Below are 11802 nucleotides of genomic sequence, written 5' to 3'. Positions count from 1 at the left end.
CAAGTCAAAACGGTTCGAACGACCCTGCCTCAGGCGATGGACAAGGTCAGACCTTTGGTGGCGATACACCCCGCGAGCAGAATGACAGATCCGGAAATAGACAGAGAGATGACGCGGTTTTCGTTTCTGAAACTTCAAAAGGACAGGGTGATGGCGTCTCTGAATTCGACCTTTCTGATGGTATCTATCTTTAGTCTGTCTGCCATCGCAGCAACACCCTCATGGTCCGAGATGCAGAATGTCTGCGAACGGGAGATGGTGGCGGCAGCTCAGAAATACCAAGTCCCGCTCGGTGTTCTTTATGCGGTTGGTCTGACCGAAACGGGGCGGAGAAATTCACTTTATCCGTATGCGCTCAATATTGAGGGAAAGTCGGTGTTTCCACCCAGCCGGTCGGCTGCAAAACGTGACGTGGTCAAGGCGCGAAACCGAGGCAAGAAACTTATCGACATTGGCTGCATGCAGATCAATCACTACTACCATGGCGATCAGTTCCGTTCTGTCGATCATATGCTCGAACCTCGCGCCAACGTCCAATACGCTGCAAGATTTTTAAAGGACCTTCGAAAGAAACAGGGGTCTTGGACAATGGCAGTGGCTCGGTATCATGCCGGACCCAACAACAATCCTGCACAAAAGCGTTACGTTTGTACTGTGATCCGCAATATGGTTGCGTCCGGTTTCGGGAACTGGACCATAAAATCCAAGAAATTTTGTGGCGTGTGACACAAGTCTATTGATCGACCCCATAAGCGACGATCCGTTTTGCCTTACAATTAAAAATTTAGACAATTAAGTATTTGAATAGAAACAATTATTGTTTGGAAAGAACAGCTTCGCACAAGTTAGCCCGGTTTTACTGTCGCCAGTTGATTTGGATACAGGAGACCGGTCATGGGCCTTTTCGGAGTGATGCGTAGCGGCGTATCTGGAATGAATGCGCAATCCAGTAAGCTGGGTACTGTTGCGGAAAACGTGATGAACTCGAGCACGACCGGTTACAAGAGAGCCGAGTCCGCGTTCTCCTCGCTTGTGGTTTCACAAGGTGCCGGGTCCTTCAATTCAGGAGGCGTGGAAGCGCACACGCAATACCAGGTCACCAAGCAGGGCAATATCAGCTTCACCACGTCAAAGACCGATCTTGCGGTCGACGGCAACGGCTTTTTCGTGGTTGCCAACGAGGCAGGTGAAAGCTATCTGACCCGCGCCGGGCATTTCGTCCCCGATGGTGACGGTTATCTTGTCAACACCGCAGGGTACTACCTGCAAGGCTATCCGGTCACGGATGGTGTGGCCCCGACAACGGTGGCCAACGGCCTGGGCGGTCTCGAGCGGATCAACACCACTCAGAACCAGCTCGAGGCCACACCGACAGACAGCGCGTTCTTGCGGGTTAATGTGAGCGAAGACGCCGCAATCGTACCGGCTGCGGATCTTCCTTCCGCAAACACAGCAACTTCGGCCTTTTCTCACAAAACCTCGATGATTGTTTATGACAATCTGGGCAATGAAGTGAAGCTGGATGTCTATTATTCGAAGGTGACTGAAACCGCGACGGAATCTGACTGGGAAGTTGCGGTCTACAACGCGGCTGATGCAGCTGCGGGAGGTGGTTTTCCATATTCCTCCGGCCCGCTTAACACCCAGACGATCTCATTCGATGTCACGACAGGCGACCTGACTGCAGTCAGCCCAACCAACATTAACATTGCGGTGCCCAATGGCGGCACGTTCGATCTTGATCTTGCCGATTCAACCTATCTGAATGCCGATTTCACCGTGACCAACGTTGACGCGAACGGCAACGCGCCGAGTTCGGTGAAGAATGTAGAATTTGATACCGACGGTACTCTCTACGCCATTTACACAAACGGCGACCGGCGTGCGATTTATCAAATTCCGCTCGCCAATGTTCCCAGTCCGGACAAGCTGGACCCGAAATCGGGCAACGTCTACAGCCCTTCGGTCGATTCAGGTGATGTCCGTGTCGGCTTTGCCGGTGAAGGCGGCATGGGCAACATCAAGGTTGGTGGACTGGAGGATTCAAATGTGGATCTCGGCAACGAACTGACTTCCATGATCGAATCTCAACGCTCTTACACGGCGAATTCGCAAGTATTCAAGGCCGGCTCGGACCTTCTGGAGCAGTTGGTGAACCTTACTCGCTAACGCAGACATTTCTCGAATTGGAAAGTAGTTGTCATGAGTTTGTCTGTAGCGCTGCAGGTCGCGCAATCCGCGCTGGCCGCCCGGCAAACGGAATCTTCGGTCATCGCCCGGAACATTTCCGGCGCTCAGGATCCTGGATATTCCCGAAAGTCAGTCCTGCTGAGCCAGTCTTATACAAACTCCGGTCAAGCCGGAGGGCTTCGGGTTGAGGGGATTGCGCGTGTTACCGACAGCGCGCTCTATTCCTCGCTTCTGCAGACGACATCTGTTGGAACTTCGCAGGAAGCAGTTCTTGCAGGATTGACCCGGCTTTCGGAAACAACCGGCGACACGGAGTTGAAGCTATCGCCGGCCGCCAGGCTGGGTGAGTTGAAGCTGTCGATTCAGACCCTGGCATCTGACCCGAACAATGCCATTCAGGCTCAAGACGTTCTGCAGGCTTCCAAGGATATGGTTCAGACGCTGCAAACAAGCTCGCAACTTGTACAGGACGTTCGGTCAGGCGCCGACGCCGACATGGCGACGTCGGTGAGCGAGATCAACAATCTCCTTGGTCAGTTGGAGGACCTGAATTCGGTTATCGTGAAAGGAACGCAATCCGGCACGGATGTGACGGATGCTCAGGATTCACGTGATCAGGTCTTGCTGAAGCTTTCTGAAGAAATCGGCATCACCACACTCAATAGGAGCAATGGCGATATCGTCGTTTACACAGATAGCGGCGTGACATTGTTTGAGACCACGGCGCGGTCGGTCACATTTGAATCCACAGTGGTCTACGATGCGACCACAGTGGGTAACAATGTTCTGGTCGACGGGGTGCCCGTCGCCGGTCCCGGTGCGGTGATGCCGATCAAATCCGGTCGTCTTCACGGATTGGCCCAACTTCGCGATGAGGTTGCTGTTACCTACCAGAACCAGCTGGATGAAATAGCACGCGGGCTCATTGAAGCGTTCGCCGAAAGCGATCAAAGCGGTGGCGGTGGACCGGACCAGGCCGGACTCTTTACATGGTCCGGGGCTCCGGCGGTTCCCGCAACCGGCACACTGATGCCCGGGCTAGCCGCCGAGATTGTCGTCAACGCGAATGCGAACCCTGACCAGGGTGGAGATCTGGATAGAATTAGGGACGGGGGCATCTCTGATCCGCTTGACCCGAACTACAGCTACAATCCAACAGGTGCCGCGGGATTTGCAGACCGTTTGCAGGAAATGGTATCCGCATTTGATGCTGATGCAACATTCGATGCAGGCGTCGAGCTGGATCCCTCGGATTCGCTTGCCGGATTTGCAGCATCCTCCGTCAGCTGGCTGGAGAGTGGTCGCAAGACCATGACCGGCAATGTTGAGGTGCAGTCGGTTCTCATCGGCAGGACAGCCGAAAACCTGAACAACACAACCGGCGTCAATATCGATGAAGAGATGACGCTTCTGCTTGAAATCGAACGCTCTTATTCGGCCGCTACGCGGTTGATCACAGCGGTTGATTCAATGCTTGAAGACCTTCTGGCCGCAGCGAGGTAACCGCCATGAAAACCACTTTTATTTCAACCGTTTCACTCGCAGATGCGTCGCGCAGGCAAATCATGAGCCAGGCCAGTCTGGTCAACAAGCTCAGCGTGGAACTGTCATCGGGCCGCAAATACGATATTGGTCTCGACCTTGGGGCAAGGACCGGTGAAAGCGTAACCTTGCGTTCGGAATTTCACTTTCTTGACGGAATAGTCGACACCAATGCATTGACCGCTTCCAGGCTGGATGTGAGCCAGGCCGCCATGGGAGACATCCTGTCAGATGCTCAAGACTTCCTGAAGACGCTGGTTGCCCTTCGCGAAAACGAAACCAGCTCAGACATCGTCAAGGCCGATGCCATTGGCAACATGGAGCTCATGACGTCGCGTCTGAACACCCAGTTGAACGGTAGTTATGTGTTCGCCGGAATCAATTCGGATATGGAACCGATTGCGGACTATTCCGATCCGGCATCGGCCAACAAAGTTACCGCGGACGCTGCGTTTCTTGCAGAATTCGGAATTGCCCAGTCCAATCCAGCGGTTTCCGGCATCACACCGGCTGCGATGGATACCTATCTGAACGGTGCCTTCGACACCATGTTCGCGGATCCTGCCTGGGGTACAAACTGGTCGTCTGCCGCCGACAATGTCATGGTCAGCCGTATTTCGGCAAGCGAGACGGTCTCGAGTTCAGTCAGCGCCAATCAACAGGCATTCCGGGATCTGGCACAGGCCTACACGATGATGGCTGACCTTGGGAACGAAAACCTGGACCCCGATACCTACAAGGTCGTGATCGACAAGGCGATCGAAAAGCTGGGGTCCGGAATTGCCGGCGTCACCAGTGAAATGGGCAAACTCGGAAATGTTCAGGAACAGGTCAAGCTGGCAAGCGAGCGGCTGACCATTCAGACGGACATTATCAATCAGCGCATCAACGTTCTTGAGAACATCGATCCGGAAGAAACATCCGTCCGTCTCAACACGGCGCTGACCCAGCTTGAAACCACCTATGCCGTAACCGCCCGAATGCAGGGGCTTAGCATTCTCAACTACATTTGACGAGCATAAGTAGCTGAAATTTAGACCAAAACGGAACCTTTGGAGGGCCCATGTACAACCTGTCTTACGCCGAGGTCATGGATGATCTCTGCATTGATCAAAGGCTTAATGAGCATGAGGCAATGTCGATCGTTATCGACAAGTTGTCCGTGGCAAAGGAGCAGGGAATCCGGTCTCCGGAAGCTGTTGACGCACTGTTTTATACCAGACGTCTGTGGAGCTATTTCCTCGAACATCTGGCCGATGACGATAACGAATTGCCGATCGAAACCCGAGCGAACCTGATCTCCGTTGGCATCTGGGTTTTGAAGGAAGTGGAGTCGCTGCGCCAGTGGGAGCAGGACGATTTCTCCGACATCATTCAGATCAACGCCATTATCCGCGACAGCCTGGACGGTTAACCTATGAAAATCGGTTTGAAAGCAGGCGAGCGCCTGTTCATCAACGGCGCGGTGATCCGGGCTGAGAGGAAAACCAACATCGAGCTTCTGAACGACGCGGTGTTTCTGCTTGAAGCTCATGTCCTGCAGCCCGAAGACGCGACAACGCCCCTTCGCCAACTGTATTTCATCCTTCAGACCATGATCATCGATCCGGTATCAGCACGTGCCGCCAAAGACATGTTCCACCTGGTGCTTGGGTCGATCAAGGGCGCGTTTTCAAATGAAGAAATCCTGCAGCGCCTGGATGATGTGGAAGAGCTTGCGGGCACAGAGCGATGGTTTGAGGCCATGAAGGTCGTCCGGGGGCTTTATCCGATAGAAGCTCGGGTGATGCTTCAGGAAAAAAACGATGAAAAACATGCCGGCAATGCCGGTCCGTCAGTTCCGCAAGTTGCAGCCCGCGACAACTTTCGGGAAAGCCCTCGGCTGGCTGTTGTATAAGGAGAAACGGGATGACAACTGTTGAAAGTGTAAATTCGGCGCAAACTGCAGGCGCCGCTTCAAATGCCCAGCAACAACTGACGGTCGACTACGATACATTCCTTCAATTGATGATGGCGCAGATGCAAAACCAGGATCCGACAGATCCGATGGATGCATCGGAGCAATTGTCACAGCTCGCAAGCTTCAGCCAAGTTGAACAAGCTATCCAGACAAATGCCAAACTGGAAACGATGTTGACCAACATGTCCTTCAGCCAGGTGGACGATCTGATCGGCCGAACCGTGACCGATGTGAACGGGACAACGGGAGTTGTGGAATCAGTCGAGATCTATTCGGACGGAACGATCCTGGGTCTGGACAATGGAAGCGGCATTCTGCTTGGCCCGGGTGTAAAGATATCCTGAGCGGACGAAAACTCATGAATGAAGTGGATGCCCTGGACCTGGTGAGGTCTGCAATCTGGACGATCCTTGTGGGATCTGCTCCAGCAATCGTGCCGGCCATGGTTGTCGGTATCGGAATTGCCCTGATGCAGGCTTTGACCCAGGTTCAGGAAATTACCCTGACTTTTATTCCCAAGATCGTCGCCATACTGGTGATGATCGTTGTTGCCGGCCCCTTTATCGGCGGTCAGATCTATACGCTGACAACGCTGATTTATAATCGGATCGAGACAGGTTTCTAGGTCGATACACGCATGGGCTGTGCTTGAATGCGGTTGTCAGGACATACCTGACCTAGCCTTTCTCGGCGCTTATTACGGCGATTGCGGCTGATCTCATGAGGGGCGCCCCTTAGGCGCTTGTCTGCCGTATGAACGACCGAGTTTCTTCAGCAAAAAGAAGCGCAACAGCATTCCCTACATTTCCTGTCGAAGAAGTTTCCTTGCAGCACTGCACAAAAAGCTTCGCGCAAGCTTGAACAGCGACTTTGCCTCTCAACAGATACGCCACAGAGGGAAGGTATGACTGACACCTCCATTTCTCCGATTGCCAACGGAACACCGGAAAGCCGCCGCGATGTCGGCTTTGCCCTTGGTATTGTAGTCATTCTGGCAGTATTGTTCCTGCCGATTCCGACCTTCCTGATCGATCTTGGACTGGCCATGTCTGTCCTGATCCTGATGGTCGCACTGTGGATCCAGAGACCGCTGGACTTCTCGTCCTTTCCGACAATTCTCCTGATTGCCACGATGCTGCGCTTGTCGCTCAACATTGCGACAACTCGCGTTATCCTCGCCAACGGACATGAAGGCCTCAACGCCGCCGGATATGTCATCAACGGATTTTCCCAATTCGTGATGAGCGGTGACTTTGTCATCGGATTGATCGTTTTTGCGATCCTGATCACGGTGAATTTCATGGTGATTACCAAAGGCGCGACGCGTATCGCCGAGGTTGGCGCCCGCTTCACGCTGGATGCAATTCCCGGCAAGCAGATGGCAATCGACGCGGATCTCTCAGCGGGTTTGATCGACGAAAAGGAAGCACAACGGCGGCGTAAGGAGCTTGAAGAAGAGAGTTCGTTTTTCGGCGCCATGGATGGGGCTTCAAAATTCGTGCGTGGAGATGCGGTTGCCGGCCTGATCATCACCGCTGTCAACGTACTCGGCGGGATTGTCATCGGGGTCACCCGGTACGATATGACAGTGGCCAGCGCGGCCAATGTTTTTACCAAGCTCTCCGTCGGCGATGGTCTGGTTTCTCAGATACCGGCATTGATCGTGTCTCTGGCAGCAGGCCTTCTTGTGTCCAAGGGCGGAACAAGAGGATCAACAGACAAGGCGGTTCTCGGGCAGTTAGGTGGTTACCCACGCGCGTTGTTCGTTGCTGCAATCCTGATGGGCGTCTTTGCGTTGATGCCGGGTTTGCCGATGCTGCCATTCCTGCTTCTTGCATGTCTCATGGGCTTCATTGGATACACAATTCCCAGAAAGCTCGCCGCCAAGAAGAAGGTTGAAGAAGACAAGCGCGCACAGGCACAAGAACAGGCCAGGCTCGAGGAAAAGGACTCGGTGAAAGAGACCTTGAAATCTGCGGAGGTCGAACTGGTCCTGGGCAAGCAATTGTCAGCGGAATTGCTGACCAAACATGGAGAACTTTCAAGGCGTGTTGCCAAGATGCGTCGGAAGTTTGCGGAGCAATTCGGTTTTGTCGTGCCCGATATTCGCGTGACCGACAGTCTCACGCTCGGCCCAAAGAGTTATCAGATCAAAATTCACGGAACCATAGTTGCCTCTCAGCAATTGAAGGTTGGTGAACTCCTGGTCATCCCGACGAATGACGATACGCTTCCGGTGCCCGCGGATGCGACCCAGGAACCCGCATTCGGAATGCCTGCCTTTTGGGTTGCGCCTGCCTACAAGGACGAGTTGAAGCGGCAGGGACTTTCACCGGCTGAAAACATAACGGTCATCCTGACGCATCTGAGTGAAGTGATCCGCAACAACCTTCCGCAACTTCTGTCGTACAAGGATATGCGTGTTCTGTTTAATCGGCTTGATACCGAATACCAGAAGCTGCTGGACGACATCTGCCCGGCACATACCTCATTCTCCGGTTTGCAGGCAGTGCTCAAACTCCTGCTGGCGGAGCGGGTATCCATTCGCAATCTTAATCTCATTCTGGAAGCGATTGCCGAGATCGTGCCGCATGTACGTCGTTCCGAGCAAGTTGTCGAACATGTCCGAATGCGTATTGCCCAGCAGATATGCGGCGACCTTGCAGAAGGCGGGCCGCTGAAAGTGCTGCGTCTCGGAAACCGTTGGGACCTTGCCTTCCACAATGCGCTGAAGAGGGATGCCAAAGGTGAAGTCACCGAGTTCGACATCGAGCCGCAGCTTGTTGAAGATTTTGGCTCTCAGATGTCCGAGGCGGTCAAGAAACACATGAAGGAAGGAAGCCGGTTTGCAGTCGTGGCTGCACCTGACGCACGACCGTATGTCCGAATGATTGTCGAACGCATGTTCCCGACCTTGCCAGTGCTGTCTCATCTGGAAATAGCGCGCGGTGTGGATGTCGCGGCGCTTGGGAGTGTTTCGTGATATCCGGCGGACTGTTTTTCGGCAGTTTCGGGGCTTCGGCGCTTTTGTCTGTCTTTCTGCTTTTTTGCCGGATTGGTGCCTGTCTGATGATAATTCCGGGGTTCGGCAGCAATCGAATTCCAATGCGTGTCAGATTGTTCATAGCGTTGTCCGTTTCGCTCGCGCTTGCGCCGTTGCTGGCTGGCGACGTCCAAAATTCCTTGCCGGATGAAACATTGGGGACTGTGGCGCGCTTTATCGGGGCGGAACTCCTGACCGGTGCATTTATCGGTTTTCTTGGAAGAGCCTTTCTTGCAGCACTGGAAACACTGACGACGCTGGTTTCCATGGCAATCGGCATGTCCAATATGCCCGGGATGCCGATCGACGGCACGGACACCTTGCCGCCGGTTGCCAGCCTGTTCACGGTTACCGCGACAGCAATGGTGTTCATTACCAACCAGCACTGGGAAATTCTTCGTGGTCTGGTCGCTTCATATGAAGCCATTCCAACCGGGCAACCGCTGGCTGCCGTTACCAGCCTGGAACAGTTCGCCGGCCAGATGGGTGAAACGTTCATTCTGGCGCTGCGTGTCTGCAGTCCGTTTGTGGTCTACACAATCGTGATCAATCTTGCGGTCGGCCTGGTCAATAAACTCACCCCTCAGATCCCTGTCTATTTCATCTCACTGCCGTTTGTCATCGCAGGCGGTCTATACTTCCTCTATCTCGTCATCGCGGAGGCAATCATGATCTTCCTAGACGGGTATTTCACATGGCTTCAGGTAGGTTAGCTCGATGGCACGCAACAGTCAGGAAATCGAACGTTTGTTTCGAATGCAGAAACAGATCTTTTTGTTTTCCTCGTGGCTTTTACAAAAGCTCGACACCCAAGTTTATCAGCTTAATGAAAAAGAGCGCCGGATTCTGCTTGCGCTTTCCAGTGGCGATCTGGCTCAGCATGATCGTTTCATTGGAAATGCAGCGGAGCGACTTCGCAAGATCATCGAGGAAATGGCGCGGCTGAGCGAAGCCCGAGCCAAAGTGAATTCAGAACATGACCGACAGCGCATGATGCTGAAACTGATGGCCGAACGTCTTTCAAAAATGCGTGGAGAGGAACAGCGGGCCGAGGAGGAACGTGACCTTCTGGACCTTTTGGAACGTCGATACGGTTAAATTCAGGCAGTACGCAAGCCTCCCGCAAGCTGAAGACATTAGAACAGAAAACAGCAAACAAGGTCCGGTTCAAGCTACCCTGCTTGCCTTGCCCTGTCGTCTGCCGGGTCTTGTTTGCATTCAATTCTTCGACCAAGGAACGGACATATGGCAATTTCGCCCCCGTCAGACCTGATCCTGGATGTTGCAAAGGCAGCTAACCCCGCTGGCTTGCAAGAAGCAACCAGCCGATTGCGGTCGATTGCCGCTTCTCCAACGGGGGAGGGGTATGATCTCGCGTTTGCGGGGGCCGTCGAGCAAAGCGGAGAAACCGTCAGCACCTTCAGGTCAACGGGGTCGCGCAATGCAGAAGCGCATAAGTCTCCGGCGGAGAAATTCGAAGCCATGATCCTCACCCAGTTTGTTGAAACAATGTTGCCGCAAGACGCGGAAGCCGCGTTCGGTGAAGGCACTACCGGTGAGATCTGGAAGTCAATGCTGGCAGAACAGGTCGCCTCACAATTGGCGGCAAGTGGCGGTGTTGGCATTGCGGACATCATTTCCGACACGCTCAACCAGGGAGTGAAAGCATAATGGAATCCGGTCAAGAGATCGTGGCAATCGATATCACGCCAAATCCGGAACTTTCCGCACCTCTGGTGGTCGCGGTCCGGCGTGCCATCAAGGTCATTCAGGAGGAAACGCATGCTCTGCGTGCCAACCCGACAACGGACCTGAAGGCATTTGAATACGGAAAAAGTCAGGCACTTCTCGATTTGACACGCGCGCGCGCCATGGTTCCGGCAAACTCGTTTTCCGACGACTTGAAAGAAGACCTGAGTGAATTCAAGGAAGTTCTACAGGAAAATGTCAATTTGCTGAACCTTCACATGAGTGCTGTTTCCGAAGTTGTCGAAATGCTGTCCAGAACATTGATCGACTTTGACTCTGACGGCACCTACCAGGCACCGTTCCCGGAGCCTGCACGATGATGAAAGTTCTGGTCGCCGGCATCTGGATGGCTACCACAATGCTGGCCTCCGGATATGGAACCACGCAATATCTCGCCTCTCAAAAGCGTATTGGGGGAGAAGACGAGCCGTCGTTTGTCGGGCTTGATTATGAAACCGTCAAGCCGGTCAATGTTCCGGTTCTGTTTGAGGGCACGTTGCAGGGGTATGTGGTTGCAAAACTGGTATTCACCGCCGACAGCGACGTGTTGCGCAGGCTTCCGGTTCCACCGCACCCATTCCTGGTCGATGAAGCGTTCAGACGGCTCTATTCGGATGACACGCTGGATTTCAGCAACCTGGAACGATACGACCTGGACGCGCTCACGGAGCATCTCAAGCAGAAGACCAATGCCAGAATTGGACGAAAGGTCGTGCACGATGTTCTGGTCGAAGAGTTCAACTATTTCGATAAAAACGACGTGATCACCCATTAGCGAAGATATCGCTTCAGACTTTTAACTGCCGCCACCCAGGCCCGGCGCTTGTCTCGTGCAAGCGCCGTTTTTTTAGCTTGTCCGGTTTGTAGGAGCTTTATCCGCCTGGACATTGCGTCAATTTAAGTTGCGAACAAATTTCACAACATGAGAGGATTAACACCAGTTTCGAAGCGCCCGCTGCTTCCGGTTCGACAATGAGTTCACAGAGGACCAAAACCATGACGCTGCCTGTCATCGATCTGGACCCGTTGATTTCCGATGCGTCGGGAGGTTTGGAGGAAGTCGCAAGCAAAATTGGAAGAGCAGCCCGCGACATTGGATTCTTCTATGTGAAAAATCACGGGGTTGAGGAACGTCTGATCGAGCGTACGTTCGCTGCAGCCCACGAATTTTTTGGCCTGCCGATTGACGAAAAAATGACGCTGACCAGGGACTTTTTCAGAACCAATCGTGGCTATGTTCCAATGGAGGGAGAGAACCTGGACCCTTCGAAACCTTCTGATCTGAAGGAAGCGTTCAATATCGGTCTGGACCTTCAAC

At 53.5% G+C, this 11802-nt stretch carries 15 protein-coding genes; all 15 read left to right on the top strand.

Annotation, left to right across the window (positions count from 1 at the left end; genetic code table 11):
- Window positions 1-177: 177 nt before the first annotated feature.
- Entirely contained in the window at window positions 178-726 is a 549-nt protein-coding gene (locus tag K5905_RS14990; RefSeq protein ID WP_297585357.1) for a transglycosylase SLT domain-containing protein, read from the top strand.
- A 168-nt stretch (window positions 727-894) separates the two neighbouring features.
- Entirely contained in the window at window positions 895-2169 is a 1275-nt protein-coding gene (locus tag K5905_RS14985) for a flagellar hook protein FlgE (RefSeq protein ID WP_297585355.1), read from the top strand.
- 33 nt (window positions 2170-2202) lie between these two features.
- Window positions 2203-3693, top strand: coding sequence for a flagellar hook-associated protein FlgK (gene flgK, locus K5905_RS14980; RefSeq protein WP_297585352.1), 1491 nt, complete (start codon window positions 2203-2205; stop codon window positions 3691-3693).
- 5 nt (window positions 3694-3698) lie between these two features.
- Window positions 3699-4745, top strand: a complete 1047-nt coding sequence (locus K5905_RS14975) for a flagellar hook-associated family protein (RefSeq protein ID WP_297585349.1) — start codon at window positions 3699-3701, stop codon at window positions 4743-4745.
- Between the two features lie 50 nt (window positions 4746-4795).
- Window positions 4796-5146 carry a flagellar biosynthesis regulator FlaF gene (flaF, locus tag K5905_RS14970; protein WP_297585346.1) on the top strand — a complete coding sequence of 117 codons (351 nt, stop codon included), beginning with the start codon at window positions 4796-4798 and terminating at the stop codon, window positions 5144-5146.
- A gap of 3 nt (window positions 5147-5149) precedes the next feature.
- On the top strand, window positions 5150-5629 hold the full coding sequence (gene flbT, locus K5905_RS14965; protein ID WP_297585344.1) for a flagellar biosynthesis repressor FlbT: 480 nt from the start codon (window positions 5150-5152) through the stop codon (window positions 5627-5629).
- Window positions 5630-5640: 11 nt separating this feature from the next.
- Window positions 5641-6036, top strand: a complete 396-nt coding sequence (gene flgD, locus K5905_RS14960) for a flagellar hook assembly protein FlgD (RefSeq protein ID WP_297585341.1) — start codon at window positions 5641-5643, stop codon at window positions 6034-6036.
- Window positions 6037-6050: 14 nt separating this feature from the next.
- Complete coding sequence (gene fliQ / locus K5905_RS14955; RefSeq protein ID WP_297585338.1) at window positions 6051-6317, top strand: flagellar biosynthesis protein FliQ; 267 nt, start codon at window positions 6051-6053, stop codon at window positions 6315-6317.
- Between the two features lie 279 nt (window positions 6318-6596).
- Window positions 6597-8675 carry a flagellar biosynthesis protein FlhA gene (gene flhA / locus K5905_RS14950; protein WP_297585335.1) on the top strand — a complete coding sequence of 693 codons (2079 nt, stop codon included), beginning with the start codon at window positions 6597-6599 and terminating at the stop codon, window positions 8673-8675.
- Entirely contained in the window at window positions 8672-9448 is a 777-nt protein-coding gene (gene fliR, locus K5905_RS14945; protein ID WP_297585332.1) for a flagellar biosynthesis protein FliR, read from the top strand. The genes flhA and fliR overlap by 4 nt, the downstream gene beginning before the upstream one ends.
- Before the next feature lie 4 nt (window positions 9449-9452).
- On the top strand, window positions 9453-9833 hold the full coding sequence (locus K5905_RS14940; protein ID WP_297585329.1) for a flagellar biosynthesis protein R: 381 nt from the start codon (window positions 9453-9455) through the stop codon (window positions 9831-9833).
- 147 nt (window positions 9834-9980) lie between these two features.
- Entirely contained in the window at window positions 9981-10406 is a 426-nt protein-coding gene (locus K5905_RS14935) for a rod-binding protein (protein ID WP_297585326.1), read from the top strand.
- A complete protein-coding gene (locus tag K5905_RS14930) occupies window positions 10406-10804 on the top strand; it encodes a hypothetical protein (protein ID WP_297585323.1) in 399 nt (132 codons plus the stop codon). Before K5905_RS14935 ends, K5905_RS14930 begins: the two co-directional genes overlap by 1 nt.
- Window positions 10801-11259, top strand: coding sequence for a hypothetical protein (locus K5905_RS14925; RefSeq protein ID WP_297585320.1), 459 nt, complete (start codon window positions 10801-10803; stop codon window positions 11257-11259). Before K5905_RS14930 ends, K5905_RS14925 begins: the two co-directional genes overlap by 4 nt.
- A 221-nt stretch (window positions 11260-11480) precedes the next feature.
- Window positions 11481-11802 (top strand): 2-oxoglutarate and iron-dependent oxygenase domain-containing protein (locus K5905_RS14920; RefSeq protein WP_297585317.1); only part of this gene is annotated, 322 nt, incomplete at its 3' end.

The sequence above is a fragment of the Roseibium sp. genome (genome assembly GCF_025698965.1).
Taxonomy (GTDB): domain Bacteria; phylum Pseudomonadota; class Alphaproteobacteria; order Rhizobiales; family Stappiaceae; genus Roseibium.
The sequence above is the reverse complement of the archived record's forward strand: the minus strand, read 5'-3'. Positions and strand labels throughout refer to the sequence as shown.

What these genes read in the sequence shown, in the direction of transcription:
- K5905_RS14990 (WP_297585357.1), top strand. Translation starts at nt 178, where the DNA reads ATGGTATCTATCTTTAGTCTGTCTGCCATCGCAGCAACACCCTCATGG.
- K5905_RS14985 (WP_297585355.1), top strand. Translation starts at nt 895, where the DNA reads ATGGGCCTTTTCGGAGTGATGCGTAGCGGCGTATCTGGAATGAATGCG.
- flgK (WP_297585352.1), top strand. Translation starts at nt 2,203, where the DNA reads ATGAGTTTGTCTGTAGCGCTGCAGGTCGCGCAATCCGCGCTGGCCGCC.
- K5905_RS14975 (WP_297585349.1), top strand. Translation starts at nt 3,699, where the DNA reads ATGAAAACCACTTTTATTTCAACCGTTTCACTCGCAGATGCGTCGCGC.
- flaF (WP_297585346.1), top strand. Translation starts at nt 4,796, where the DNA reads ATGTACAACCTGTCTTACGCCGAGGTCATGGATGATCTCTGCATTGAT.
- flbT (WP_297585344.1), top strand. Translation starts at nt 5,150, where the DNA reads ATGAAAATCGGTTTGAAAGCAGGCGAGCGCCTGTTCATCAACGGCGCG.
- flgD (WP_297585341.1), top strand. Translation starts at nt 5,641, where the DNA reads ATGACAACTGTTGAAAGTGTAAATTCGGCGCAAACTGCAGGCGCCGCT.
- fliQ (WP_297585338.1), top strand. Translation starts at nt 6,051, where the DNA reads ATGAATGAAGTGGATGCCCTGGACCTGGTGAGGTCTGCAATCTGGACG.
- flhA (WP_297585335.1), top strand. Translation starts at nt 6,597, where the DNA reads ATGACTGACACCTCCATTTCTCCGATTGCCAACGGAACACCGGAAAGC.
- K5905_RS14940 (WP_297585329.1), top strand. Translation starts at nt 9,453, where the DNA reads ATGGCACGCAACAGTCAGGAAATCGAACGTTTGTTTCGAATGCAGAAA.
- K5905_RS14935 (WP_297585326.1), top strand. Translation starts at nt 9,981, where the DNA reads ATGGCAATTTCGCCCCCGTCAGACCTGATCCTGGATGTTGCAAAGGCA.
- K5905_RS14930 (WP_297585323.1), top strand. Translation starts at nt 10,406, where the DNA reads ATGGAATCCGGTCAAGAGATCGTGGCAATCGATATCACGCCAAATCCG.
- K5905_RS14925 (WP_297585320.1), top strand. Translation starts at nt 10,801, where the DNA reads ATGATGAAAGTTCTGGTCGCCGGCATCTGGATGGCTACCACAATGCTG.